Origin of the sequence: Acidimangrovimonas pyrenivorans (assembly GCF_042643245.1) — a bacterium.
Classification (GTDB): Bacteria; Pseudomonadota; Alphaproteobacteria; order Rhodobacterales; family Rhodobacteraceae; genus Acidimangrovimonas; species Acidimangrovimonas pyrenivorans.
In genome coordinates, this window is sequence record NZ_JBHRSK010000013.1 from 124,569 (window position 1) to 149,775 (window position 25,207).

The following is a 25,207-nucleotide window of genomic DNA, read 5'->3' on the forward strand; positions in this document are numbered from 1 at the left end:
GAAGCCCCCGGCCCTAGGGTCGCACCCCGCCGATGGCCTCGGTGACGGCTGCCGCCGCCTCGACGACCTGGGCGCCGATCCGGTCGGCATCTTCCAGCCCCATGCGGAAGGTCGGGCCCGAAACCGAAAGACCGGCGACCGGCTCTCGATACGCGTTGAAGATCGGCGCGGCGATGCAGCGCATGCCTTCCGCCTTTTCCTGATCGTCCACCGCATACCCGCGCGCCCTTGTCGTGGCGAGGTCGTCCATCAGCGCCGCCAAGCTGGTCAGCGAGCGGGGGGTGAACCGCTCCAGCCCGCGATGGGCAGCGATCTCGCGCACCCGGTCCTCGGGCAGCCAGGCCAGCAGCGCCTTGCCGATGCCGGAGACATGCATCGGGCTCAGCGTGCCGGGCGGGAAGAAGGCGCGGATCGCCTCGTGGGTCTCGACCTGGGCCAGGAACAGCACCTCGTCGCGGCTCTCGATGCCGAGGTTGGCGGTCTCGCCCGTCGCCCGCATCAGCGCCTGCATCCGGCCGCGCGCGCGCTCGGCCACCTTGGTCCGGCGCAGGAAGGCCGAGCCGATGCGGAAGCTGCCCGGCCCGACATGCCACAGCTGCCCCGGCTCCTCGATCTCGACCATGCCGTGGCCCTGCAGCGTCACCAGCACGCGGTAGACCGTGGCCGGCGATTGGCCGGCCTGCTGGGCCAGTTCGCTCAGCGTCAGCCCGGCCGAGTCACTGAGCAGCCTGAGCAGCCGCATCGCCCGGTCGAGCGACTGGACGGTGTTCTGCTCGGTCTTGTCGTGAAAGGCCCTGGGCCGGCCACGGGGGCGCGGGGCGGGGGGGGAGTCGGTCATGGCGGCGCCTTCCGGGAACGAATTTCCATATGGTGAAAGCCAATTTCAGCCAATGAAAAACGCGAACGCCCTTGTTTGCAAGGGGCTTGGCTGTATTTTTCGCAAAATGAAAAACATTTTCGAAAAAATTGTGCCTGTCGCCCCGCGGCCCTAGCCTTTGCTCAATCCATTGGGAGGACCTCGCATGTCAGCGCAGAACCCGGTTTTCATTCCCGGCCCGACGAATATCCCCGAAGCGATCCGCAAGGCCTGCGACATGGCCACGCTCGACCATCGCTCGCCCGATTTCGCCAAGATCTTCCGCCCCGCCGTCGCGGGCGTGAAGCAGGTCATGGGGCTGCGCGACGGCGAGGTGATCCTGCTGCCCTCGACCGGCACCGGCGGCTGGGAGGCGGCGATCTCGAACACGCTGTCGCCCGGCGACACGGTGCTGGCGGCGCGCTTCGGCATGTTCAGCCAGCGCTGGATCGACCTGTGCCAGCGCCACGGTCTGAACGTCGAGATCCTCGAAACCCCGTGGGGGCAGGGCGCGCCGGTCGCGGCCATCGAGGCCGCGCTCGCCGTCGATGCAACGCATCGCATCAAGGCGGTGCTGGCGACGCATAACGAGACCGCGACGGGGGTGAAATCGGACATCGCCGGCATCCGCCGGGCGCTGGACGCCGCCGGCCACCCGGCGCTGCTGTTCGTCGACGGCGTCTCGTCGATCGGCTCGATGCCGTTCGAGATGGAAGGCTGGGGCGTCGATATCGCCGTCGCCGGCAGCCAGAAGGGCTTCATGCTGCCCGCCGGCCTGGCCATCCTCGGCGTCAGCCGCAAGGCGCTGGCGGCGATGGAGACGGCGCAACTGCCGCGCACCTTCTTCGACTTCCGCGACATGCTGAACAGCTATGCCGGCGGCGGCTACCCCTACACGCCGCCGGTCGGGCTGATCAACGGGCTGGCGGAATCGGTGAAGATGCTGACCGGGGAGGGGCTGGAAAATGTCTATGCCCGCCACGCCCGCATCGCCGAGGGCGTCCGCCGCGCCGTTGCCGCCTGGGGAATGACCCCCTGCGCGGTTTCGCCGGAGCTCTATTCCGACACTGTCACCGCGGTGGTCGTGCCCGAGGGTTTCGACGGCACAGCGGTGGTGACGCTGGCGGCCGAGAAATACGGCATGGCCTTCGGCGTCGGGCTGGGCGAGGTCGCCGGCAAGGTGTTCCGCATCGGCCATCTCGGCAGCCTGACCGACGCGATGATGCTGTCGGGCCTGGCCGTGGCCGAGATGTGCATGGCCGACCTCGGCTTGCCCCTAACGCTGGGTTCTGGCGTCGCGGCGGCGCAGGACTACTATCGCGGCCAGGGCGCGGCGGTGCGGGCGGCGGCCTGAGGCCGGCGGCCTTGGCCCGGGCGCCGCGCCTGTGGGGTCCGGCGGATTTGAGTATTTTGACAAAGAAGAAGAGGCTTGGAGTCTCGGATGAAAGACGTGAGCGAGATGTATATCCCCACCTATGACGACGTCGTCGCGGCGAATGAGCGGATCGCGCCCTATATCCACCGCACGCCGGTGCTGACCTCGTCCTATCTCAACCGGCTGACCGGGGCCGAGCTGTTCTTCAAATGCGAGAACTTCCAGAAAGCCGGCGCGTTCAAGGTGCGCGGGGCGTCGAACGCGGTGTTCGGGCTGTCGGACGAACAGGCGGCCAGGGGGGTCGCGACCCATTCCAGCGGCAATCACGGTCTGTCGCTGAGCTATGCCGCCGGGCGCCGGGGCATCCCCTGCACCGTGGTCATGCCGCGCACCGCGCCGCAGGCCAAGAAGGACGCAGTCAAGGGCTATGGCGGCCGGGTGGTGGAATGCGAGCCCTCGACAAGCTCGCGCGAGGCGGTCTTCGCCGAGGTCGTGGCCGAGACCGGGGCCGAATTCGTCCATCCCTATAACGACCCGCGCGTGATCGCCGGCCAGGGCACCTGCTCGCGCGAGCTGGCAAGCCAGGTCGAGGGGCTCGATGCCGTGGTCGCGCCGATCGGCGGCGGCGGCATGATCTCGGGTTCCTGCCTGACGCTGTCGCATGTCGCGCCGGGGGTGAAGGTCTATGCCGCCGAGCCGAAACAGGCCGACGATGCGGCGCGCAGCTTCCGCGCCGGCCATATCATCGCCGACGATGCGCCCGAGACGGTGGCGGACGGGCTCAAGGTGCCGCTGAAGGAGCTGACCTGGCACTTTGTCCGGAACTTCGTGACGGATATCCTGACCGCCGAGGAGGACGAGATCGTCGCGGCGATGAAGACGATCTGGAAGCGGATGAAGATCGTCATGGAACCGTCGAGCGCGGTGCCGCTGGCGACGATCCTGAAGAACAAGGACATCTTTGCCGGCAAGCGCGTCGGCGTCATCATCACCGGCGGCAACGTCGACCTGGACCATCTGCCCTGGATCAAGGGCTGAGGAGGACAACATGAACGCTCCCGTGACATTCGAAGGCCTCGAAGTCGGCTATGACATCCCGGCCGCGCCGGGCATGGCCGAGGCCGACATCCAGACACCGGCGCTGATCGTCGATCTCGACGCGCTGGACCGCAACATCGCCAAGATGCAGGGCTTCTCCGACCAGATGGGCGTGCGGCTGCGGGTCCATGGCAAGATGCACAAGTCGGCCGATATCGCGCTGATGCAGATCGCGGCCGGTGCCTGCGGTATCTGCTGCCAGAAGGTCAGCGAGGCGGAATCCTTCGTCCGTGCCGGTCTGCGCGACGTGCTGGTCTCGAACCAGGTCCGCGACGCGGCCAAGATCGACCGGCTGGCGCGGCTGCCCAAGCTGGGCGCCCGCACCATCGTCTGCGTCGACGACATCGACAACGTCGCCGACCTGTCGGAAGCGGCGCAGCGCCACGGCACCACGATCGAGGTGCTGGTCGAGATCGACTGCGGCGCGGGCCGCTGCGGCGTGACGACGACGCCGGCGGTGGTCGAGATCGCCAAGGCGATCGACGCGGCCGAGGGGCTGATCTTCTCGGGTCTCCAGGCCTATCAGGGCGCGATGCAGCACCTGACCGAATATGCCGACCGCAAGGCCAAGATCGACATCGCGGTGGCGATGGTGACCGACGCCGTCGCGGCGCTGAAGGGCGAGGGGCTGAGCTGCGCCATCGTCGGCGGCGCCGGCACCGGCAGCTACTATTTCGAGGGCAGCTCGGGCGTCTATAACGAGCTGCAATGCGGCTCTTACGCCTTCATGGACGCCGATTACGGCCGCATCCATGACGAGAACGGCCAGCGCATCGACGAGACCCAGTTCGAGCATGCGCTGTTCCTGCTGACCGGGGTGATGAGCCACGCCAAGGATCAGCTCGCGGTCTGCGATGCCGGGCTCAAGGCGCAGTCGGTCGACTCCGGCCTACCGGTGGTCTTCGGCCGCGACGACGTCAGCTACATCAAGTGCTCGGACGAGCACGGGGTGATCGAGGACAAGAAACACGTGCTGTCGGTCGGCGACAAGCTGCGGCTGGTGCCGGGCCATTGCGACCCGACCTGCAACGTCTGGGACTGGTATGTCGGCGTGCGCGGCGGCGTCGTCGAGCGGCTGATCCCGGTGACGGCGCGCGGCAAGGCGTACTGAGGCCCGACAACTTGGAGTGACGCTTCCCGCCGGCGTGCGCCCGTGGCTTGCCGCGGATGCCTCCGGCGGGGATATTTTCAAGCAGAAAGTAACGGGAAACGTGCAGATGTTCATCGTGCCCGAGGGGGAGATCGCCGGTCTGATCGGCGAGGACGCGGCCTATCAGGCGGTGGAAGGGGTGTTCGCGGCGATGGCGCGCGAGGAGGCCTACAACTTCCCCGTCGTGCGCGAGGCGATCGGCTATGCCGATGCGCTCTACGGTTTCAAGTCGGGCTTCGACCGTGCCGGGCTGGTGCTGGGGCTGAAGTCGGGCGGCTACTGGCCGGGCAACGCCGAGAAGGGCCTGACCAACCACCAGTCGACGGTGGTGCTGTTCGATCCAGATACCGGCCGGCCGCAGGCGCTGGTGGGCGGCAACCTGCTGACCGCGCTGCGCACGGCGGCGGCCTCGGCGGTGTCGATCAACCATCTCGCGCGCAAGGATGCCAAGGTGCTGGGGATGATCGGTGCCGGCCACCAGTCGGCCTTCCAGATGCGGGCGGCGGTGCGGCAGCGGAGCTTCGAGAAGGTGGTCGGCTGGAACCTGCATCCCGAGATGCTGGTCCGGCTGGAAGAGACGGCGACCGAACTGGGCCTGCCCTTCGAGGCGGTCAAGCTGGATCATCTGGGCGCCGAAGCCGACGTGATCGTCTCGATCACCTCCTCCTTCGCGCCGATCCTGATGGCCGACCAGGTCAGGCCGGGCACCCATATCGCCTGCATGGGCACCGACACCAAGGGCAAGCAGGAGGTCGAGGCGGCACTGTTGGCCGGTGCCACGGTATTCACCGACGAGCTGGCGCAATCGGTGAGCATCGGCGAAGCGCAGCACGCGGTGGCCGAGGGGCTGATCGCCGAGGGTGACATCACCGAGATCGGCCGGGTGATCATCGGCGCCCATCCGGGGCGGCGCTCGGAGGACGAGGTGACGCTGTTCGACGGCACCGGGGTCGGGCTGCAGGATCTGGCGGCGGCGGCGGCGGCGCTGCGGCTGGCGCAGGAGAAGGGCGTGGCGCTCGAGGTCGAGGTCTGAGGGACGCCGGCGCCCGGCACCCCCGGACCACCGCTGCCTGCGCAATGTTCCAGAGGGTTACGTCAAGCCCGCAGTCAATTGCGAGATTCCGCCCTCAGTTACGGCATCATCCGGGCACCGGTGCCCAGATCACCGCGTCGATCCGTGGCGCGGCAGTCGCCAGCATCACCAGCCGGTCGAAGCCGAGCGCGATGCCGCTGCTGGCTGGCATCAATTCTAGCGCCTCAAGGAAGTCCTCGTCCAGCGGGTAGCGTTCGCCGTAGACCCGTTCCTTCTCGTCCATCTCGGCGATGAAGCGGCGGCGCTGTTCGGCCGGGTCGGTCAGCTCGCCGAAGCTGTTGGCCAGTTCGACCCCGCAGGCATAGAGCTCGAACCGTTCCGCCACCCGGGGATCGTCGGCGGCCCGGCGGGCCAGCGCGGCCTCGGCGGCCGGGTAGCGGTCGAGCACGGTCGGCCGGCCATGGCCGAGATGCGGCTCGACCTTCTCGACCAGCACGCGGGAGAGCATGTCGGACCAGCCGTCGTCGGGGGCTGCCCGCAGCCCGGCCGCCGCCATCGCCGCCCGCAGCGCCTCCGCGTTCGGGGCGCCGTCCGGCCCGACGGTGGCAAGCAGGTCGATGCCGGCGTGGCGCCGGAAGGCCTCGGCCACGCTCAGCCGCTCGGGGGCGGCGAAGGCATCGCAAGTGCTGTCGCGGAAGCGCAACTCGCGGCTGCCGGCGGCCTCGGCGGCCAGCCGCAGCATCGCGGCGCAATCGTCGATCAGAACCTCGTAGGGCTCGCCCGTGCGGTACCATTCCAGCATGGTGAATTCCGGGCTGTGCAGCACCCCGCGCTCGCGGTTGCGCCAGACATGGGCGAAGGCGGCGATCCGGGTCTCGCCCGCCGCCAGCAGCTTCTTCATCGCGAATTCGGGCGAGGTGTGCAGGTACATCCGCCGCGGCTGGCCGTCATTGCCGATCGCCTCGGTGGCGAAGGCATGCAGATGCGCCTCGTTGCCCGGAGACAGGGCGAGCGCCGCGGGATCGACCTCGGTGAAGCCCTCCTCGGCCAGCCAGACACGGATCGCCTGCTGGATGCGGTTGCGGGCGAGCAGCATTGGCCGGCGGTCGGCATGGCGCTCGGGCGTCCACCAGGGCGGAGTTGGAAGGGCGTGTGACACGGGTGAAAGGCGCTTTCGGCTGGAATTTCGGGGGAACATGCTCTAGTGCGACGGAAAAGGCCCGCGCTGATTACGACGCGGGCCGCGTCATCACAAGGAAGACCCGGCATGAAAGTCATCGCGTCCAGCATTCGGAAGGGCAATGTGCTCGATATCGACGGCAAGCTCTATGTCGTCCTCACTGCCCAGAACTTCCACCCCGGCAAGGGCACCCCGGTGACCCAGGTCGATATGCGGCGGATCTCGGACGGGACCAAGGTGTCGGAACGCTGGAAGACGACCGAGCAGGTCGAACGCGCCCATGTCGAGGAAAAGACCTACAATTTCCTTTACGACGATGCCGAGGGCTTCCACTTCATGGAGCCCGAGACCTATGAGCAGATCACCGTCGGGGCCGACGTCGTCGGCGATGGCAAGGTGTTCCTGACCGACGGCATCGAATGCTTTCTGAAGATCCATGACGGCGTCGCCATCGCCATCGAATTGCCGCAGAAGGTCACCGTCGAGATCGAGATGACCGAGCCGGTGGTGAAGGGCCAGACCGCCTCGTCCTCCTACAAGCCGGCGACCTGCACCAACGGTCTGCGGATCATGGTGCCGCCGCATATCAGCGCCGGGACGCGGGTGGTGATCAACACCGAGGACAACTCCTATGTCGAGCGTGCCAAGGACTGAGCGCGGCGGCATGTGGAACGGTGAAGGCCCCCGGGGATCGGGGGCCTTTTGCGTGTGTGGGGCCGGTTGTGGCGCCCGGTTGGCGCGGAAACAAGGCGGAGCCGCCGCGCAGCGCCTGCCCGTCCCGGCGGGGAGGCGCTTTGTCATCCGCGCGCTGACCTTGGTCAGAAGAGGTGTGTGGCACCATAAGCCGCACCGTTCGGGCGTTGGGGCGCCTCCCCACGGGCAGGCGCCGGGCGGCTCGTGATCCGCCTGGTGGGAACACTCACCGCGCCTCGCCCTTCTTACGCCTCGGCCGCTTCCGCCGCCTCGCGCGCGTCCTCGGCCGTCCCGCCGGCGCCGTTGAACAGCGCGTTGAGGATCAGGGTCGAGATCGTCGCCAGCAGGATACCGGAGTCGATCAGCGGGTGGATCTCGTGCGGCATCCACATCTTGAAGTCCGGGGCGATCAGCGGGATCATCCCGAAGCCGAGCCCGACCGCGACGATGAACAGGTTGTTGCGGTTGGTGACGAAGTCGACCCGGCTGAGGATCCGGATGCCGGTCGCCGCGACCATGCCGAACATCACCAGCCCGGCGCCGCCGAGGACGGCCGTCGGCAGCGACTCGACCAGCGCGCCCATCTTCGGCACCAGACCGAGCAGGATCAGGATCGCCCCGCCGGTGACGCAGACGAAGCGCGAGCGGATGCCGGTGACGCCGACCAGCCCGACATTCTGCGAGAACGAGGTATAGCGGAAGGTGTTGAACAACCCGCCGATGATCGCGCCCAGCCCGTCGGTGCGCAGCCCGGCGGCCAGCCGTTTCTGGGTGATCGGGCTGTTGGTCATGTCGCCCAAGGCCAGAAACATGCCGGTCGATTCGATCATCACCACGATCATCACCAGCACGAAGGTGACGATCATGATCGGGTCGAAGATCGGCATGCCGAAATGGAACGGCGGGATCAGCGCGAACCAGTGGGCCGTCGCCACCTTGCCGAAATGCATCATCCCCAGCAGCGCGACCAGCACCCCGCCGGCAATGATGCCCAGCAGCACCGCGATATTGGCGACGAAGCCGCGGCCGAAGCGGGCGATCAGCAGGATCACCGCCAGCACCGCGGCCGAGACGGCGATGTTCGCCGGGTTGGCATAGGCCGGGTTGTTCAGCGTCGGCGCCAGTTTCAGCCCCGCCGGCATCGGCGGCACCGCGGCCCCGGCGCTCTCGGCGGCGTGCTTGACCGCGTTCAGCCAGGCGGCATGATCGGGATTGACCATCTTCGGCGCGGTCGGGCCGACCGGCAGGCCGAAGATCCAGGCGATGCCGATCTTCATCAGCGTCACTCCGATCACCAGGATGATCGTGCCCGTCACCACCGGCGGGAAGAAGCGCAGCATCCTCGACACCAGCGGCGCGATCAGGATGCCGATGACGCCGGCGCCGATGATCGCGCCGAAGATCATCCGCGCGCCCTCGGCGCCGGGATGGGCGATGGCCACGCCGATCATCGGCCCGACCGAGGCGAAGGTGACGCCCATCATCACCGGCAGCTTGATGCCGAACCAGGGCGTCACGCCCAGCGACTGGATCATCGTCACGATGCCGCAGGCGAACAGGTCGGCCGAGATCAGGAAGGCCACGTCCTGCGGCGCCAGCTTGAGCACGCGGCCGATGATCAGCGGCACCGCGATGGCGCCGGCATACATGACCAGCACGTGCTGGATGCCGAGGGTGAGAAGCTTGCCGGGCGGCAGCACCTCGTCCACGGGATGGGTTGATTGCGTCATGTCTGTCCCTCTCTGTCGGTTCAGGGCCTGTCTTTATTCCCCGGCGGGCGACCCCGGCCGCCGGGCTTGCACTCGAACGCTGTCAGATGGCGGCGACGACCGTGTAGGGCGTGCCGAACCAGTGTTCTTCGAGATTGGGCGTCGCGCCGATCCGGTCGATGACGGCGAACAGCCCGGGGGCGGCCAGCGGGGTCAGCACCCCGTGCCACGTCCCGCGATGCAGGTTGATGCCCTGGCCCGGCGTGGTCAGGAAGGCGCGCGGGGCGCCGGGGCGGTCGCCGGCATCCGGCGCGACGATGACCAGGAACGGGTCGAGCGACATCGGCAGGAAGGCCTGGCTGCCCTCCGGATGCCGCTCGACCATCTCGAGCCGGTAGGGCAGGGCGCGGGGCTCGGCCTTGAACAGGCTGATCCCGGCCCGGCCGTCGGGGCCGAAATCGAGCCGCGCCCGGTCGTGGTAGCGGCCGCAAAGCCCCTGGTTGATGATCTTGTCCGGCGCGCCCTCGGCCTCGAGCACGTCGCCGAAGGGGGCGAAGGCGGCCCGGGTCAGCGGCTCGGTGTGGATCGTGCGGGTCATGGGCGGACAAGGCCGGGGGCGCTGCCCGTCGCCATTGTTGCTCGAACCAATGGCGCACCAACGGCAACCCCCCGGAGTATTTCCACAAGGAAGAAGCGCAGGGTCATCTCAAGGCTCCGAAGGCGCCGGGGCCGCGCAGGCGGGCGTGGCGGTTGACGTCCTTGTAGAGCAGGTAGCGGAACGGGCCCGGGCCGCCGGCATAGCAGGCCTGCGGGCAATAGGCGCGCAGCCACATGAAATCGCCGGCCTCGACCTCGACCCAGTCCTGGTTGAGCTTGTAGACCGCCTTGCCCTCGAGGACGTAGAGCCCGTGCTCCATGACATGGGTCTCCTCGAAGGGAATGACGCCGCCGGGCTGGAAGGTGACGATGTTGACATGCATGTCGTGGCGCAGGTCGTCGGGCTCGACGAAGCGGGTCGTGGCCCAGCGGCCCTCGGTCCCGGGCATGGCGACCGGGGCGACCTCCTTGTCCGAGGTGACGAAGGCCTCGGGTGGGGCGACGCCGGGCGCCGGCTCGTAGAGCTTGCGGATCCAGTGGAACCGGGCCGGGTGGTCGGCGCCGTTATGCAGCCGCCATTCGCAGCCCGCCGGGATATAGGCATAGCCGCCGGCGCCGAGTTCGTGTTCCTTGCCGTCGAGCGACAGCCAGATCTCGCCCTCGGTGACGAAGAGCACGCCCTCGGCGCCGGCCTCGGGCTCGGGCGTGTCGGAGCCGCCGCCGGGGGCGACCTCCATCACGTATTGGCTGAAGGTCTCCGAAAAGCCGCTCATCGGCCGGGCGATCAGCCACATGCGGGTCTTGGTCCAGCCCGGCAGGAAGCTGGTGACGATGTCCGAGAACACGCCTTTCGGGATCACCGCATAGGCCTCGGTGAAGACGGCGCGGCCGGTCATCAGGCCGGTCTGGGGCGGCAGCCCGCCCTTGGGGGCGTAGTAAGCGGTCATAGCATGTCCTTCAGGCGCAGTTCGGCGATACGTTCGACCTGGGCGCAGGCCTCGGCGAACTCCGTGTCGCGGTCATTGTGCAGCCGGCGCTGGAAGGCGTGCAGGATGCCCGCCTTGTCGTGGTCGCGCACGGCGATGATGAAGGGGAAGCCGTGCTTTTCCACATAGGCCGCGTTGAGCTGCTCGAACTCGGTCCGCTCGGCATCGGTCAGGGCGTCGAGCCCGGCGCTGGCCTGTTCGGCGGTGGATTCCGCGGTCAGCCGCTTGGCGGCGGCGAGCTTGCCGGCCAGGTCCGGGTGGGCGCGCAGCACGCCGAGCCGTTCCTCGGGGCTGGCCGCCCGGAAGACGCGGCAGAGGGCGCTGTGGACGCCGATGGCGGTATCGTGCGCCGGGCCCAGCTCCAGCCCCCAGGCGCGTTCGGCGATCCAGGGCGAATGCTCGAAGACGCCGCCGAAACTTTCGACGAAGCGCGGTCTGGGCATGGCGCTGGGCCGCTCGCGGCGCTTGTGCGGATGGGTCTCGGCCCAGTGGCGGGCGATGTCGATCCGGCGCGGGAACCAGACGTCGGCGTGGCTTTGGGCGTAGTCGAGGAAACGCTTGAGCCCCGCCGCCTTGCCCGGCCGGCCGATCAGCCGGTTGTGCAGCCCGACCGACATCATCTTCGGCGCGCCCGCTTCGCCCTCGGCATAGAGCATGTCGAAGGCGTCCTTGAGATACTTGAAGAACTGCTCGCCGGTGATGTAGCCCGGCGCGGTGGCAAAGCGCATGTCGTTGGCTTCCAGCGTGTAGGGGAGGATCAGCTGATCGCGGTCGCCGACTTCGAGCCAGTAGGGCAGATCGTCGTCATAGGTGTCGGAGATATAGGCGAAGCCGCCCTCCTCGGCGGCCAGCCGCACGGTGTTGGCGCTGCAGCGGCCGGTATACCAGCCCAGCGGGCGGGCGCCGACCACCTCGGTATGGAGCCGGATCGCCTCGGCGATGGCCGCGCGCTCCTCGTCCTCGGGCATGTCCTTGTGCTCGACCCATTTCAACCCGTGCGAGGCGATCTCCCAGCCCGCCGCTTTCATCGCCGCGACCTGCTCGGGCGAACGGGCGAGCGCGGTGGCGACGCCGTAGATCGTCAGCGGGATGCCGGCGCCGGTGAACAGGCGGTGGAGGCGCCAGAACCCGGCCCGGGCGCCGTATTCGTAGATCGATTCCATGTTCCAGTGGCGCTGGCCCGGCCATTGCGCGGCGCCGGCGATGTCGGACAGGAAGGCTTCCGAGGCAGCGTCGCCATGCAACACGCAGTTCTCGCCGCCTTCTTCGTAGTTGAGCACGAATTGCACGGCGACCTTGGCACCGCCCGGCCAGGCGGCGTCGGGCGGCGTGGCGCCGTAGCCCAGCATGTTGCGCGGATAGCGGTTCACTCGCACCTCCCTCGGCATCTGTCTCGATTATCTTGTATCGCGGAACAATGGCGGCGTTTTTCAAATAATCGCAGAAAGACCTTTCGTGCCGGTCCCTCCTCGCATCTTTGCCCGGTTCGGGGCAGAGTTGCGCAAGCTGTGATCCGTGACAGGAGGGCGCGATGGCCGCCGGATATCTGACCACCCATGTGCTCGACACCGCGCGGGGCCTTCCCGCCGCCGGGATGACCGTGGCGCTTTATCGGCTCGACGGCGCGGCGCGGCAGCATATCCGCACGCTGGTGACGAATGCCGACGGGCGCACGGACGAGCAGATCCTGCCGGCACCGGAATTCGCGACCGGCAGCTACGAGCTGGAGTTCCATGCCGGCGCCTATCTCGACGCCAGCGGGGCGGCGCCGGAAAGCCCGCGCTTCCTCGACGTGATCCCGATCCGCTTCGGCATTTCCGATCCCGACAGCCACTACCACGTGCCGCTCTTGATCTCGCCCTTCGGCTATTCGACCTATCGCGGCAGCTAGGGGGCCTTATCGGTCTCCTGGCGGGGCCTCCTCGTCCCCGCAATGAAGTCCGGCGGGGGCAGAAGAGCGTTCCGGCTCAGGCGGCGCGTTCCAGCGTGGCGATCTCGGCCCGGCAGCGCGCGACCATGAAATCGACGAACAGCCGCAGCTTGGGATCCTTGAAGCGGCGGTGGGGATAGAGGCAGCTCAGCTGCACCGGCAGTGGCGGCGTCGCCTCGGCCACCGGCACCAGCCGGCCGTCGCGCAGGTATTCCGCCACCTCGAAAAGCGGTTTCATGACGATGCCGCGCCCGGCCAGGGCCCAGCCGGTCAGCACATCACCGTCATCCGATTCGAACGGGCCGCTGATCTCGAACTTGCGCGGCCCCTCCTCCGTCTGCAGCGTCCACTGGAATTCCTTGGCGCCGGGAAAGCGCAGGTTCAGGCAATCGTGGCCGTCGCGCAGCAGCGCCGCGCCGTCCGCCGGCATGCCGCGCCGGGCGATGTAGTCCGGGGCGGCGCAGAGCACCCGCGGGCAATCGGCGATCGCCCGGACCTTGAGGTTGCTGTCCTCGAGAATCCCGAGGTGGAAGGCGACGTCGAGCCCCTCTCCGGTGACGTCGATCGAGCGGTCCGAGAGCCGCAGCCGGACGTCGATCTGCGGATATTCGTCCTTGAACGCCGGCACATGCGGCGCGATCAGGCGCCGGCCGATGCCCAGCGGCGCGGCGACGAAGATGGTGCCGCGCGGATTCTGGGTGGCGTCGACCACCGCCGCCTCGGCGGCATCGATCGCCTCGAGCACCTTGACCGCGCCATCATAGAAGATGCGGCCGTTCTCGGTCGGCTTCAGGCTGCGGGTGGTGCGGTTGAACAGCCGCACGCCGAGATGCTTCTCCATCTCGGAAATCCGCGCCGAGGCCACGGCGGGCGAGGTGCGCTGGTCGCGCGCCGCCGCACTCATGCTGCCCAATTCGTAGACACGCACGAACATCCGGATGTTGTTGACGTAGGCCATGGCGATTATCAGGCGGTGTTTGAAAGTCCTCTGCTATTTGTTGAATTAACAAAAAGGTGCCGCCGGGTATAGCGTTTCGGCAACGAACAGGAGGGACCGGAATGCTGGACTACGGAATTCTCAGCGAATGGGCGCAATTCGCGGTGCGCTGGATCCACGTGATCACCGGCATCGCCTGGATCGGCTCGTCCTTCTACTTCATCGCCCTCGACCTCGGCCTGACCCGCGACCCCAAGCCCGCCTCGGGCGCGGATGGCGAGGAATGGCAGGTCCATGGCGGCGGCTTCTACCATATCCAGAAATACATGGTCGCGCCCGAGGCGATGCCCGAGCACCTGACCTGGTTCAAATGGGAAAGCTACGCCACCTGGCTGTCGGGCTTCGCCATGCTGATCCTGGTCTATTACATGGGTGCCAACCTCTACCTGGTCGATCCCAACGTGCTCGACATCCCCACCTGGGCGGCGATCTGCATCTCGCTCGGCTCGCTGATCTTCGGCTGGATCGCCTATGACCTGATCTGCAAGTCGCGCTTCGGCGACGACAACACGCGGCTGATGATCGGGCTCTACGTCATCCTCGTCGCCATGGCCTGGGGCTACACTCATGTCTTCTCGGGCCGGGCGGCGCTGCTCCATCTCGGCGCCTTCACCGCGACGATCATGTCGGCCAACGTCTTCATGATCATCATCCCGAACCAGAAGGTGGTGGTCGCCGACCTGATCGCCGGCCGCACCCCCGATCCGAAATACGGCAAGATCGCCAAGCAGCGGTCGACGCATAACAACTACCTGACGCTGCCGGTGTTGTTCCTGATGCTGTCGAACCACTACCCGCTGGCCTTCGCGACCCAGTACAACTGGATCATCGCCAGCCTCGTCTTCCTGATGGGCGTCACCATCCGGCACTGGTTCAACACCCGCCACGCCCGCCAGGGCAGCCCGTGGTGGACCTGGGTCGCGACCGTGGTGATCTTCCTGATCATCGTCTGGCTGTCGACCGCGCCGCTGCGCAGCGAGGAGGTGACCGGCGAGGCCCAGCTGTCGCCCGCCGCCCAGAAATTCGCCGAGGCGCCGGGCTTCCAGGACGTCGCCGACATCGTCACCGGCAATTGCTCGATGTGCCATTCGGCCGAGGCCGGGGCGAACGGCATCGTGCCGCACGCGCCCAAGGACGTGCGGCTGGAGACCCCGGCCGAGATCGCCCAGGAGGCGCAGCGGATCTACATCCAGGCCGGCGTGAGCCATGCCATGCCGCCGGGGCAATACAACTACATGGACCCCGAGGACCGGGCCAAGATCGTCGCCTGGTTCAAGGCCGGCGAGGCCGGGGTCAAGGCGAAGGCCGGCGGCTGAAGGTTCCTAGCGCAGCCCCGACAGGTAGGCCGCGACCGCCTTGCGCTCGGGCGGGGTGAGGACGGCGGCGGCGTGCTGCATGTCCGGGCTGGGGCGGATGCCCTTGGCGAAATCGTCCAGCGTGGCCTCCAGATAGGCGGCGTGCTGGCCGTTCAGCCGCGGGGTCAGCGCCGGGTCGGACATCGCCATCGTGCCGCCCATCATGCCGCCGCCCATCATTCCCAGGCCATGCCCCATGCCGGGACCCCGGCCCATAGCGCCGCCGTAGCCGGGGCCGCCGCGCCAGCCGGTGCCGCTGTCGCGGTGGCAGGCGGCGCAGGGTGGCACGCCGCGGCCGCGGGCATTGAAGACCTGCGCCCCGGCGCGGGCGAGGGCGGGATCGGCCGGCGGATCGGGCTGCGGCGTCTGGGCGGCGAAATAGTCGGCCAGCACGGCAATCTGGGCGTCGCTCAGATCGGCCGCGACCTCCTGCATCTCGTCGGATTTGCGCGCGCCGCTGCGGAAGGCCCGCAGCTGGGCGCGCAGATAGGCGGGCTTCTGGCCGGCCAGCTTGGGATCGTCGTGCTCCTTGCTGACCCCGGTCCGGCCGTGGCATTCGGCACAGCGCCGCTGGACGAATTGGGCCACGGTCTCGGCCGGCGCGACGGCCGGCAGGGCGAGCACCGCCGCCAGCAGGGCGGCGGCAACGGGGATCGAGGGGCGCAAGGCCGGCATCGGAACCTCCCATCCTGACGCAATCCGGTCCCTCCGGGGCCTGCAACTGCACGAGGCGGGCCGCATCGGGACCCCCTTGATGGTGTTTCCACCAGGGGGAGGGTCAAGGGATTTCCGCTATGCGCCGGTGCCAGTCCGGTAGCGAAACTGCGCGCGGGCTCAGCCGATCGTCCCGCGCGGGCCGTCCCCGATCTGGCCGCGATGCAACAGCAGGTGGTCGAGCAGCACGCAGGCCATCATCGCCTCGCCGACCGGCACGGCCCGGATGCCGACGCAGGGGTCGTGGCGGCCCTTGGTCACCAGCTCGGTCTCCTCGCCGGTCAGCGTCACCGAGCGGCGCGGGGTCAGGATCGACGAGGTCGGCTTGACGGCGAAGCGCACCACCACGTCCTGGCCCGAGGAAATCCCGCCGAGGATGCCGCCGGCGTGGTTGGACAGGAATTCCGGCCCGTTTTCGCCCATCCGGATCTCGTCGGCATTCTCGACCCCGGTCAGGGCGGCGGCGTTCATGCCCTCGCCGATCTCGACCCCCTTGACCGCGTTGATCGACATCATCGCCGCGGCGAGGTCGGTGTCGAGCTTGCCGTAGATCGGCGCGCCCAGCCCCGGCGGCACGCCCTGCGCCACCACCTCGATCACCGCGCCGACCGAGTTGCCGGACTTGCGCAGCTCGTCGAGATAGCCGGCCCAGTCCCCGGCTGCCTGCGCGTCGGGCACCCAGAACGGGTTGCGCTCGATCTCTTCGGCGTCGAAGCGATCCCGGTCGATCTTGTGCGGCCCCATCTGGACCATGTAGCCGGTGATCTTCACCTGCGGCGCCAGAGTGGCCAGGGCCGCCCGTGCCACGCCACCGGCCGCCACCCGCGCTGCCGTTTCGCGCGCCGAGGAGCGGCCGCCGCCGCGCGGATCGCGGAGGCCGTATTTCTGGAAATAGGTGATGTCGGCATGGCCGGGCCGGAAGGTCCTGGCGATCTCGGAATAATCCTTGGACCGCTGGTCGGTATTCTCGATCATCAGCTGGATCGGGGTGCCGGTGGTTTGGCCCTCGTAGGTGCCCGACAGGATCTTCACCGCGTCGGGTTCGCGCCGCTGGGTGGTATATTTCGACTGGCCGGGCTTGCGCCGGTCGAGCCAGTGCTGCAGCGCGGCTTCCGAGATCTCGATGCCGGGCGGGCAGCCGTCGACGGTGGCGCCGAGCGCCGGGCCGTGGCTTTCGCCCCAGGTGGTGACGCGGAAGAGATGGCCGAAGGTGTTGAGGCTCATGGGCGGCTCCTGTGACGGGTCCCGGGCAGGGGGCTTGCCCCTCCTTTAGCGGCTCGGGGGCGCAAGCGAAAGCGCCGGGTGGCGCGTGTGGCCGGCCGCAGGCGCAACCGGGCTTGCGCTCGCGGCGCCGGGCGCTATGGTCTGCGCCACCTCGGGGTGCCCGGATCGGGCTGAGATGCGCCATGCGAACCCGTTGAACCTGAACCGGTTAAGACCGGCGGAGGGAAGGTGACAGGACGCTCCTCCACCCGCACCCCGCCCGTCGCAAATGGAGGATGAGATGAGATATCCGATACTTGCCGCGGGATTTTGCGCCGTTGCCAGCATGGCGGCGGCCCAGACTCCCGTTCTCACGGTCTACACCTATGACAGCTTCACCGCCGACTGGGGCCCCGGCCCGGCGGTCGAGAAGGCGTTCGAGAAGACCTGCGGCTGCGACCTGAAATTCGTCTCGGCCGGCGACGGCGCGGCGCTGTTGTCGCGGCTCAAGCTGGAGGGCAAGCGCACCAAGGCCGATGTCGTGCTTGGCCTTGACACCTCGCTGACCGCCGATGCGCGTGCCACCGGCCTGTTCGCGCCGCATGGCGCGTTGCCCAAGCTCGACCTGCCGATCAAGTGGACCGACCCGACCTTCGTGCCCTTCGACTGGGGCTGGTTCGCCATGGTCTATGACAAGACCAAGGTGAAGGACGTCCCGCACAGCTTCAAGGAACTGGCCGACAGCAAGCTCAAGGTGGTGATCGAGGACCCGCGCTCGTCGACGCCGGGCCTCGGCCTGCTGCTCTGGGTCAAGGACGCCTATGGCGACAAGGCCGCCGACATCTGGAAGGGGCTGGCCGACAACATCACCACGGTGACGCCGGGCTGGTCCGAGGCCTATGGCCTGTTCCTCAAGGGCGAGGCCGACATGGTGCTGAGCTACACCACCTCGCCGGCCTATCACCTGATCGCCGAGAAGGACGACACCAAGGCGGCGGCGGAGTTCAAGGAAGGCCATTACATGGAGGTCGAGGTCGCCGCGAAGGTGGCGACGACGAAACATCCGAAACTGGCCGACGAATTCCTGAAATTCGTCACCTCGGACGCGTTCCAGTCGATCATCCCCGAAACCAACTGGATGTATCCGGCGGTGACGCCCAAGGCCGGGCTGCCCAAGGGATTCGATACCCTGATCACGCCGGCCAAGACCCTGCTCTACCCGGCCGACGAGGTGCCGGCGATCCGCAAGAAGGCCCTGGAAGAGTGGCGCACGGCGCTCAGCCAGTAGGCGCGCGGGCCGGCGCCGGGGTCGCCCTGGCGCTGGTTCTGCTGACGCTCGGCACGCTCGCGGCGGTGGCGCTGCGGGCGAGCTCGGGCGTGAGCTGGGAGCCGGGGGACTGGGCGGCGCTGCGCTTCACCCTGCTGCAGGCGTTGCTGTCGGCGGCTTTCTCGGTGGCGCTGGCGGTGCCGGTGGCGCGGGCGCTGGCCCGCCGCCGCTTCCCCGGCCGCCGGCTGCTGATCGCGCTGATGGGGGCGCCCTTCATCCTGCCGGTCATCGTCGCCGTCTTCGGCTTGCTGGCGGTCTTCGGCCACGGCGGGCTGCTCAACGGCGCGCTGGCGGCGCTGGGCCTGCCGACGGTCTCGATCTACGGCCTGCACGGCGTCGTCCTCGCCCATGTCTTCTTCAACCTGCCGCTGGGGGTGCGGCTGATCCTGCAGGGCTGGCAGGGCATCCCGGCCGAACGCTTCCGCCTCGCCGCCGCGCTGGGCTTCTCGGCCGGCGACATCGCCCGCCAGATCGAACGGCCGATGCTGCGCGAAGTGGTGCCGGGCACCGCGCTGGCGATCTTCCTCATTTGCCTGACCTCCTTCGCCGTCGCGATCACGCTCGGTGGCGGGCCGCGGGCGACGACGCTGGAACTGGCGATCTACCAGGCCTTCCGCTTCGATTTCGACCTCGGTCGGGCGGCGATGCTGGCGGCGGTGCAATTCGGCGTCTGCGCCGTCGGCGCCGCCCTCGCCGCCACCCTGACCCTGCCGCAGGCCACTGCCGTCGGGCTCGACCGCCGGGTCGAACGCTGGGACGCGGAGGCGCCGGTGCTCAAGCTGCAGGACGCGCTGCTGACGGGCCTCGCCGCGCTGTTCCTGCTGCTGCCGCTGGCGCTGATCGTCGCCCAGGGCCTGCCGCGCCTGTTCGCGCTGCCGGGGCTGGTCTGGATCGCCGCCCTGCGCTCGCTCGCCGTCGCCCTGGCCTCGGCCCTTGTCTGCACCGGCGCCGCGCTCGCCCTGGCGCTGGGCGTGCTGGCCCGGCCGCGCCTCGGCCGCTGGCTCGAGGGCGTCGGCATCCTGCCGCTTGCCGCCTCGCCGCTGGTCCTTGGCACCGGGCTCTTCCTGCTCATCGATCCGGTCGCCGACCCGGCGGCGCTGGCCCTGCCGGTGACGGCATTGAGCAACGCCGCGATGGCGCTGCCCTTCGCCCTGCGCGCCCTGCTGCCGCCGCTGCGCGAGATCGAGGCCGGCTATGGCCGTCTTGCCGATGCGCTCGGAATGTCCGGCGGGGCCCGGCTGCGGCTGCTGATCCTGCCGCGGCTGCGGGCGCCGCTGGGCTTCACCCTCGGGCTGGCGGCGGCGCTGTCGATGGGCGATCTTGGCGTCATCGCCCTCTTCGCCGCGCCGGGCGAGGCGACGCTGCCGTTGCAGCTCTACCGCCTGATGGGCGCCTACCGGATGGCCGATGCCGCCGGCGCGGCGCTGCTGCTGCTGATCCTCAGCTTCGGGCTGTTCTGGATCTTCGACCGGGGAGGCCATTCCGATGCTGACGCTTGAGGCCCTGCGCATCACCCAGGGCGACTGGAGCCTGCGCGCCGACCTGACGGTGCCGACGGGCAGCCGCACCGCCGTGCTCGGCCCCTCGGGCGCCGGCAAATCGACCCTGCTCAACTGCATCGCCGGCTTCCTGCGCCCCAGTGCCGGCCGGGTGCTGTGGCGGGGGCAGGACCTCGCCCCGCTTGCGCCGGGAGAGCGGCCGCTCAGCATCCTGTTCCAGGACAACAACCTGTTTCCGCACCTGACCGCGGCGCAGAATGTCGGCCTCGGCCTGCGCCCCGATCTGCGCCTCGACGCTGACCAGCAGGCGCAGGTTCGCGACGCCCTCGCCCGCACCGGCCTCGCCGGCTTCGAGGCGCGCAAGCCCGCCCGCCTCTCCGGCGGCCAGCAAAGCCGCGTCGCCCTCGCCCGCGTGCTGCTGCGGGCCCGGCCGCTCGTCCTGCTCGACGAGCCCTTCGCCGCCCTCGGCCCGGCGCTGAAGACCGAGATGCTCGACCTCGTCGCCGAGATCACCGAGGCGACCGGCGCCACGCTCTTGATGGTCAGCCACGACCCGGACGACGCCAAGCGCATCGCCGACCACGTCATCGTCGTCGCCGATGGCCAGGCCCACGCCCCGCGCCCGACTGCCGAGCTTTTCGCCAACCCGCCCGAGGCGCTGAAAGCCTATCTCGGCAAAGACTAGGGGCGCCCTCCGAAGAAGGCGCCCCTGTCACACTTTCTGCTGACAAATATCCCGGGGGTCCGGGGGCAGCGCCCCCGGCCTCACCGACCTCAGGCCGATTTCTTCTTGCCCTTCAGCGGCGCCCAGATCCGCTTGTTGGTCAGGTAGAGCAGCACCGACAGCAGCGCGAGGTAGAACACCGCGTCGAAGCCGGCATGCTTGCGCGCCATCAGCTTCGGCTCGGCGGTCCACATCAGGAAGGCGGCGACGTCCTCGGCCATGTGCTTGACGTCGTTGGGCGAGCCGTCGGCGAATTCCACCTGGCCATCCGACAGCGGCGGGGGCATCCCGATCCAGCCACCGGGGAAGGTGTGGTTCTCATACAGCGTCGTGCCCGCCTGCTCCTTGGTCTCGCCGGAGAAGCCGGTCAGGATCGAGACGATGTATTCCGGCCCGCCGATGCCGCGGAACAGCTGGTTGAGGCCCAGCCCGTAGGGGCCCGAGAAGCCCTTGCGCGCCTTGGCCATCAGGCTGAGGTCGGGCGCCACCGGATCGGGCGAGACCGGGAAGTGGTCGGACGGCTTGCGCGCCCGCGTGTCGCCGGTCTCGGGATCGTCGATCGACAGCTGGGCGGCATAGGCCTTCACCTGGTCTTCCGGCAGCTGCGGGCCACCGGGATCGCCCAGGGTGCGGATCGGCACGTATTTCAGCCCGTGGCAGGCCGAGCAGACCTCGGTATAGACCTGCAGGCCGCGTTGCAGCTGGTTGCGGTCGAAGGTGCCGAAGGGGCCCTCGAAGGAGAAGGCGATATCCTCGACATTGCCGGTTTCCGAGGCCATGGCCCCGCCCGAGGCGGACAGGACCAGGGCGGCCAGCGCGGTGAGGGTAAGTTTCCGGATCATTGGTTCGGTCCTCTCTCTCACTCTGCCGGATGGGCGTTGTCGCCCGTGCCGTAATGGACGTTGAAGTCGTCCTCGATCGTCGCCGGCTGCGGCAACACCTTCTCGGTCACGCCGAGAAGCGGCAGGATGACGAGGAAATAGGCGAACCAGTAGGCCGCGGCGATCAGCGACACCCAGGAGGTGAAGTTGTCGGGCAGCCTCGATCCGACCCACATCAGCACCACGAAGTCGATGCAGAGCAGCCAGAACCACCACTTGAACATCGGCCGGTACTTGCCCGAGCGCACCGAGGAGGTGTCGAGCCAGGGCGCCAGCGCCATCACCACGATCGCGCCGAACATCGCCAGCACGCCGAAGAACTTGGCGTCGATGATGCCGAAGCTGATCTTGTTGGCGATGATCACCACCCAGACGTCCGAGGTGAAGGCCCGCAGGATCGCGTAGAAGGGCAGGAAGTACCACTCCGGAACGATATGCGGCGGGGTCTTCAGCGGGTTCGCCTCGATGTAGTTGTCGGGCTCGCCGAGAAAGTTCGGCATGAAGCCGACGATGGCGAAGAAGATCAGCAGCACGACGGCCAGCGCGAACAGGTCCTTCATCACGAAGTAGGGCCAGAACGGCACGGTGTCCTTCTTGGCCTCTTCCTTGGAGCCGCGGCGCACCTCGACCCCGGTGGGGTTGTTGTTGCCGGTGGTGTGGAAGGCCCAGATATGCACCGCGACCAGCGCGGCGATGACGAAGGGCAGCAGGTAGTGCAGCGAGAAGAAGCGGTTCAGCGTCGCGTTGTCGACGGCCGGGCCGCCCAGCAGCCAGGTCTGGATCGACGGGCCGATGCCCGGGATCGCGCCGAACAGGCCGGTGATCACCGTGGCGCCCCAGAACGACATCTGCCCCCAGGGCAGGACGTAGCCCATGAAGGCGGTACCCATCATGCACAGGTAGATCAGCATGCCGATGATCCAGGTCACCTCGCGCGGGGACTTGTAGCTGCCGTAGTAGAGGCCGCGGAAGATGTGCAGGTAGACCGCCAGGAAGAACAGCGAGGCGCCGTTGGCGTGGATGTAGCGCAGCATGTAGCCGCCGTTCACGTCGCGCATGATATGCTCGACCGAGGCGAAGGCCAGCCCGGTATTGGGCGTGTAATGCATCGCCAGGACGACGCCGGTGGCGATCTGCAGCACCAGGCAGAAGGTCAGGACGATGCCCCAGATCCACATCCAGTTCAGGTTCTTGGGCGTCGGGATCATGATCGTGTCATAGAGCAGCCCGACGATCGGCAGGCGGGCGTGAAGCCATTTCTCGAAGCCCGACTTCGGCTCGTAATGGTCGTGCGGAATTCCAGCCATCTGTTATCCCCTCCCTCAGCCGAGCTTGATCGTTTTTTCGTCGGTGAACGCGGCGACCGGCACCTGGAGGTTGCGCGGCGCCGGGCCTTTGCGGATCCGGCCGGCGCTGTCGTAGTGCGAGCCGTGGCAGGGGCAGAACCAGCCGCCGAAATCGCCGGCATTGCCCAGCGGTACGCAGCCGAGATGGGTGCAGACGCCCATCATCACCAGCCAGTTGCCGTCCTTGTCCAATGCCCGGTTCTCATCGGTGGCCAGGGCGTCGGCCGGCAGGTTGTCGTTCTCGGCCTTCGTATCGACCAGTTCATCGAGCTTGACCGAGCGCGCCAGGTCGATGTCCTTCTGGTCGCGATGGCGGATGAAGACCGGCTTGCCGAGCCATTTCACCGTGATCTGGGTGCCCGTCTCGACGCCCGAGATATCCACCTGGATCGACGACAGCGCCTTGACGTCTTCCGAGGGGTTCATCTGGTTGATCAACGGCCAGACGGCGGCGCCTGTGGCAACCGCCCCGGCCCCCGCAGTGGCATAGTACAGGAAATCCCTGCGGGTGCCTGCGTGGTCTTCTGCTTGGGACACGAGCATCCTCCATTCAAAGGCCGGCCAGCCGGCCTGTGCAATCAAAAGACCGCATTTTCAGCGGTCTCTCCCGCCCGGAGGTTTAGCCGCCAAAATGTCACACGTCCAGCATCCAGTGGGCCCGGACGCGGGGGAAACCCGGCAATGGTGCTGCTTTGTCGCGCCCGGGCAGGGGGCCTGAATCAGGCCGGCGGAACCGTGGCCTGCATGCTCTCGCGCCCGGCGAAACCGGCAAACCATTCGGCCAGGGCCGGCCGGCCCGCGCGCCAGTCGCGCTCGGGATGGCGGAAGTCGACATAGCCCAGGGCGCAGCCGGTCGCGACCTGCCCCATCTCGAGCGGGCCGGAAAGGTGGCTCATCCAGCGGTTCTCGAGCGCGTCCAGCGCGCGGGCGATCTTGGCCCACTGGCCTTCGACCCAGGGTTCGTAGCGGCGCTCCTCGGGGCGGACGCGACTTTCGTAGACCATCAGGATCGCGGCATCGAGAATGCCGTCGGCGGTGGCCTCAAGGGTCAGAGTTTCCCACAGATGCGGGGCCTCGGGATAGAGCCGGCCGCCGGCGCGGGCGTCGAGGAAGCGGCAGATGACGCGGCTGTCATAGAGCGCCGGCCCGTCGCCGCGCTCCAGTGCCGGGATCTTGCCCAGCGGGTTCTGGGCAACCGGCATGGTGCCGGGATCGACCGGGGTGCCCATGGCCGGCACCAGGGTGACATCGGCCAGCTGGCCGGTTTCGTGCAGCAGCACCATCACCTTGCGGACGTAAGGAGAGGTGGGAGAGTGGTAGAGACGCATCTGGGTTCCTTTCAGCTGTCGGGTCCGATCCGGGTTCGGCGGATCGCGGCGGGCAAGGGGCGGCGGGTGTCCGGCCGGGATGCGACATTAGGACGCGGCCCCTTGCGATGTCCAATTCCGTTCCAGTGCAGGGCAGGGGGCCATCTGCCCCCTCTGGGCGCGATGCGCCCGTTCACCCCCGAGGATGTTTTCACTCGGAAGAAGGCGGCAGAGTCGCCTCCTCCATCAACCGGGCCAGCTCGGCGGCGGCGGGGCCGCGGCCGGCTGCGGCCACGGCGCGGGCGGCGGCCAGGCGGGCCGCTTCGGGCTTGTTCTGGGCCAGCTTCCAGGTGCCCTGCACCTCGGTGACGGTCAGCCGGCAGGGCACGATCTGGCGCATCATCCGTGCCAGCAGGTCCTCGGGCATCTTGGCGGCGGTCCATTGCGGCTTGGGCGCCAGCTCGGCCTCGAACCGGGCCGAGAGCCGGTCGAGCTGATCGCGCAGCGCCGTGGCCGGCAGCAGTTCGAGCGTGCCGCGCAGGTGGACGGCGACGTAGTTCCAGGTCGGCACCTGGTCGTCGAGCCCGTACCAGTCGGGCGAGATATAGCCCTCGGGCCCGGTGACCGACAGCACGGCCGGCTGCGGCGTGGCCAGCGCCCGTGCGATCGGGTTGGAGCGGACGAGGTGGCATTCGGCCGTGCTGCCATCCTCGGACAGCAGGAAGGGGAGGTGCGACAGCAGTGGCCCCGCGCTATCGGTCGCGGCGGCGTTCACCGCCAGCGTGCCGAAGCCGCGGCTCCGGGCGAAGGCGAGGTTGTCGGCGGCGGGCGTCTGGCGGAAGGCGGGGTTCGGGTGCATGGCGGTCTCCTCGCCCCATTGCTAGCGGGCGCGGCCCCGTCCGCCAAGCGCGATCAGCGCCGGAAGGCCACGGTCAGGGAGAAGCTGTAGCTGGCGTCGCCGAGCGCGGCGGGCGCGGGCGGGTAAGGCGCGGCCGCCCGGACGGCGGCCAGCGCGGCCGCGTCGAGCGCGACGCTGCCCGAACTGCGGCGGAGCCTGACGCCGCGCAGGCTCCCGTCGCGACCGATGGTAAGCGCGACAGAGACCTTGCCGGTCGCGCCCCGGGCGTCGCGCGGATAGCGCTTGTGCCGTTCGATCTGCGCCGCGATGGCGGCGCCCCAGCTGGCGCTGGCACGGGCCGCCCCGGCCGAGCCGCGCGCGGCCGCCGCCGATCCGCCGCTGCCGGCGC

At 68.6% G+C, this 25,207-nt stretch carries 25 protein-coding genes and 1 riboswitch; of the genes, 10 read left to right on the forward strand and 15 right to left on the reverse strand.

Annotated features, from left to right (window positions below; translation table 11 throughout):
- Positions 1-13 precede the first annotated feature (13 nt).
- Positions 14-838 (reverse strand): HTH-type transcriptional regulator BhcR, encoded by an 825-nt coding sequence (gene bhcR, locus ACFOES_RS15625; RefSeq protein ID WP_377834239.1) that lies wholly within the window; start codon positions 836-838, stop codon positions 14-16.
- A 184-nt stretch (positions 839-1,022) separates the two neighbouring features.
- Here bhcR and bhcA point away from each other — a divergent pair, with 184 nt between their 5' ends.
- The 4 genes from bhcA (at position 1,023) to bhcD (ending at position 5,512) form a co-directional block, all read left to right on the forward strand.
- Positions 1,023-2,210 carry an L-aspartate--glyoxylate aminotransferase BhcA gene (bhcA, locus tag ACFOES_RS15630; protein ID WP_377834240.1) on the forward strand — a complete coding sequence of 396 codons (1,188 nt, stop codon included), beginning with the start codon at positions 1,023-1,025 and terminating at the stop codon, positions 2,208-2,210.
- A gap of 87 nt (positions 2,211-2,297) precedes the next feature.
- The gene (gene bhcB / locus ACFOES_RS15635) at positions 2,298-3,269 is read left to right on the forward strand and encodes a beta-hydroxyaspartate dehydratase BhcB (RefSeq protein ID WP_377834241.1); all 972 of its coding nucleotides are present in this window, start codon (positions 2,298-2,300) and stop codon (positions 3,267-3,269) included.
- Between the two features lie 10 nt (positions 3,270-3,279).
- The gene (gene bhcC / locus ACFOES_RS15640; RefSeq protein WP_377834242.1) at positions 3,280-4,440 is read left to right on the forward strand and encodes a 3-hydroxy-D-aspartate aldolase BhcC; all 1,161 of its coding nucleotides are present in this window, start codon (positions 3,280-3,282) and stop codon (positions 4,438-4,440) included.
- A gap of 106 nt (positions 4,441-4,546) precedes the next feature.
- Complete coding sequence (gene bhcD / locus ACFOES_RS15645) at positions 4,547-5,512, forward strand: iminosuccinate reductase BhcD (RefSeq protein WP_377834243.1); 966 nt, start codon at positions 4,547-4,549, stop codon at positions 5,510-5,512.
- Positions 5,513-5,618: 106 nt separating this feature from the next.
- Here the strand turns inward: bhcD and epmA are convergent, their stop codons facing one another.
- Positions 5,619-6,710 (reverse strand): EF-P lysine aminoacylase EpmA, encoded by a 1,092-nt coding sequence (epmA, locus tag ACFOES_RS15650; RefSeq protein WP_377834244.1) that lies wholly within the window; start codon positions 6,708-6,710, stop codon positions 5,619-5,621.
- 69 nt (positions 6,711-6,779) lie between these two features.
- Here epmA and efp point away from each other — a divergent pair, with 69 nt between their 5' ends.
- The gene (gene efp, locus ACFOES_RS15655; protein WP_377834245.1) at positions 6,780-7,346 is read left to right on the forward strand and encodes an elongation factor P; all 567 of its coding nucleotides are present in this window, start codon (positions 6,780-6,782) and stop codon (positions 7,344-7,346) included.
- A gap of 284 nt (positions 7,347-7,630) precedes the next feature.
- On the opposite strand, the gene ACFOES_RS15660 is transcribed toward efp, so the two are convergent.
- The 4 genes from ACFOES_RS15660 to puuE all read right to left on the reverse strand — a co-directional run bounded on the left by ACFOES_RS15660 (position 7,631) and on the right by puuE (position 12,047).
- Positions 7,631-9,115: a nucleobase:cation symporter-2 family protein gene (locus ACFOES_RS15660; RefSeq protein WP_377834246.1), complete on the reverse strand. Its 1,485-nt coding sequence runs from the start codon at positions 9,113-9,115 to the stop codon at positions 7,631-7,633.
- An 82-nt stretch (positions 9,116-9,197) separates the two neighbouring features.
- On the reverse strand, positions 9,198-9,692 hold the full coding sequence (locus tag ACFOES_RS15665) for an ureidoglycolate lyase (protein ID WP_377834247.1): 495 nt from the start codon (positions 9,690-9,692) through the stop codon (positions 9,198-9,200).
- A gap of 103 nt (positions 9,693-9,795) precedes the next feature.
- Positions 9,796-10,638, reverse strand: a complete 843-nt coding sequence (locus tag ACFOES_RS15670; protein ID WP_377834248.1) for a bifunctional allantoicase/(S)-ureidoglycine aminohydrolase — start codon at positions 10,636-10,638, stop codon at positions 9,796-9,798.
- Entirely contained in the window at positions 10,635-12,047 is a 1,413-nt protein-coding gene (gene puuE / locus ACFOES_RS15675) for an allantoinase PuuE (protein ID WP_377834249.1), read from the reverse strand. The genes ACFOES_RS15670 and puuE overlap by 4 nt, the downstream gene beginning before the upstream one ends.
- A gap of 161 nt (positions 12,048-12,208) precedes the next feature.
- Here puuE and uraH point away from each other — a divergent pair, with 161 nt between their 5' ends.
- Positions 12,209-12,568: a hydroxyisourate hydrolase gene (gene uraH / locus ACFOES_RS15680; protein ID WP_377834250.1), complete on the forward strand. Its 360-nt coding sequence runs from the start codon at positions 12,209-12,211 to the stop codon at positions 12,566-12,568.
- A gap of 76 nt (positions 12,569-12,644) precedes the next feature.
- Here the strand turns inward: uraH and ACFOES_RS15685 are convergent, their stop codons facing one another.
- On the reverse strand, positions 12,645-13,565 hold the full coding sequence (locus ACFOES_RS15685) for a LysR family transcriptional regulator (protein WP_377834251.1): 921 nt from the start codon (positions 13,563-13,565) through the stop codon (positions 12,645-12,647).
- 101 nt (positions 13,566-13,666) lie between these two features.
- On the opposite strand from ACFOES_RS15685, the gene ACFOES_RS15690 reads away from it, so the two are divergent.
- On the forward strand, positions 13,667-14,920 hold the full coding sequence (locus ACFOES_RS15690; RefSeq protein ID WP_377834252.1) for a urate hydroxylase PuuD: 1,254 nt from the start codon (positions 13,667-13,669) through the stop codon (positions 14,918-14,920).
- Positions 14,921-14,926: 6 nt separating this feature from the next.
- On the opposite strand, the gene ACFOES_RS15695 is transcribed toward ACFOES_RS15690, so the two are convergent.
- Entirely contained in the window at positions 14,927-15,634 is a 708-nt protein-coding gene (locus ACFOES_RS15695; protein WP_377834253.1) for a c-type cytochrome, read from the reverse strand.
- Between the two features lie 159 nt (positions 15,635-15,793).
- A complete protein-coding gene (gene aroC / locus ACFOES_RS15700; protein ID WP_377834254.1) occupies positions 15,794-16,897 on the reverse strand; it encodes a chorismate synthase in 1,104 nt (367 codons plus the stop codon).
- A gap of 142 nt (positions 16,898-17,039) precedes the next feature.
- Positions 17,040-17,140: riboswitch (TPP riboswitch) on the forward strand.
- Between the two features lie 37 nt (positions 17,141-17,177).
- Here aroC and thiB point away from each other — a divergent pair.
- From thiB to ACFOES_RS15715, 3 genes are read left to right on the forward strand one after another with little or no spacing between them, the layout of a single operon-like run.
- Positions 17,178-18,164 (forward strand): thiamine ABC transporter substrate binding subunit, encoded by a 987-nt coding sequence (thiB, locus tag ACFOES_RS15705; protein ID WP_377834255.1) that lies wholly within the window; start codon positions 17,178-17,180, stop codon positions 18,162-18,164.
- Entirely contained in the window at positions 18,140-19,702 is a 1,563-nt protein-coding gene (locus tag ACFOES_RS15710; RefSeq protein WP_377834256.1) for a thiamine/thiamine pyrophosphate ABC transporter permease ThiP, read from the forward strand. Before thiB ends, ACFOES_RS15710 begins: the two co-directional genes overlap by 25 nt.
- On the forward strand, positions 19,689-20,387 hold the full coding sequence (locus ACFOES_RS15715; protein ID WP_377834257.1) for a thiamine ABC transporter ATP-binding protein: 699 nt from the start codon (positions 19,689-19,691) through the stop codon (positions 20,385-20,387). The genes ACFOES_RS15710 and ACFOES_RS15715 overlap by 14 nt, the downstream gene beginning before the upstream one ends.
- Before the next feature lie 89 nt (positions 20,388-20,476).
- Here ACFOES_RS15715 and ACFOES_RS15720 read toward each other — a convergent pair whose 3' ends face one another.
- From ACFOES_RS15720 to ACFOES_RS15745, 6 genes are all read right to left on the reverse strand, one after another.
- Positions 20,477-21,268, reverse strand: a complete 792-nt coding sequence (locus tag ACFOES_RS15720; protein ID WP_377834258.1) for a cytochrome c1 — start codon at positions 21,266-21,268, stop codon at positions 20,477-20,479.
- Between the two features lie 17 nt (positions 21,269-21,285).
- Entirely contained in the window at positions 21,286-22,614 is a 1,329-nt protein-coding gene (gene petB, locus ACFOES_RS15725) for a cytochrome b (RefSeq protein ID WP_377834259.1), read from the reverse strand.
- A gap of 15 nt (positions 22,615-22,629) precedes the next feature.
- Positions 22,630-23,190 (reverse strand): ubiquinol-cytochrome c reductase iron-sulfur subunit, encoded by a 561-nt coding sequence (gene petA, locus ACFOES_RS15730; RefSeq protein ID WP_377834264.1) that lies wholly within the window; start codon positions 23,188-23,190, stop codon positions 22,630-22,632.
- A gap of 182 nt (positions 23,191-23,372) precedes the next feature.
- Positions 23,373-23,981, reverse strand: a complete 609-nt coding sequence (locus ACFOES_RS15735) for a glutathione S-transferase (protein ID WP_377834260.1) — start codon at positions 23,979-23,981, stop codon at positions 23,373-23,375.
- Positions 23,982-24,171: 190 nt separating this feature from the next.
- Positions 24,172-24,819: an FMN-binding negative transcriptional regulator gene (locus tag ACFOES_RS15740; RefSeq protein WP_377834261.1), complete on the reverse strand. Its 648-nt coding sequence runs from the start codon at positions 24,817-24,819 to the stop codon at positions 24,172-24,174.
- A 53-nt stretch (positions 24,820-24,872) separates the two neighbouring features.
- Positions 24,873-25,207: TonB family protein (locus ACFOES_RS15745; RefSeq protein WP_377834262.1), on the reverse strand; the 335-nt coding region annotated here is incomplete at its 5' end.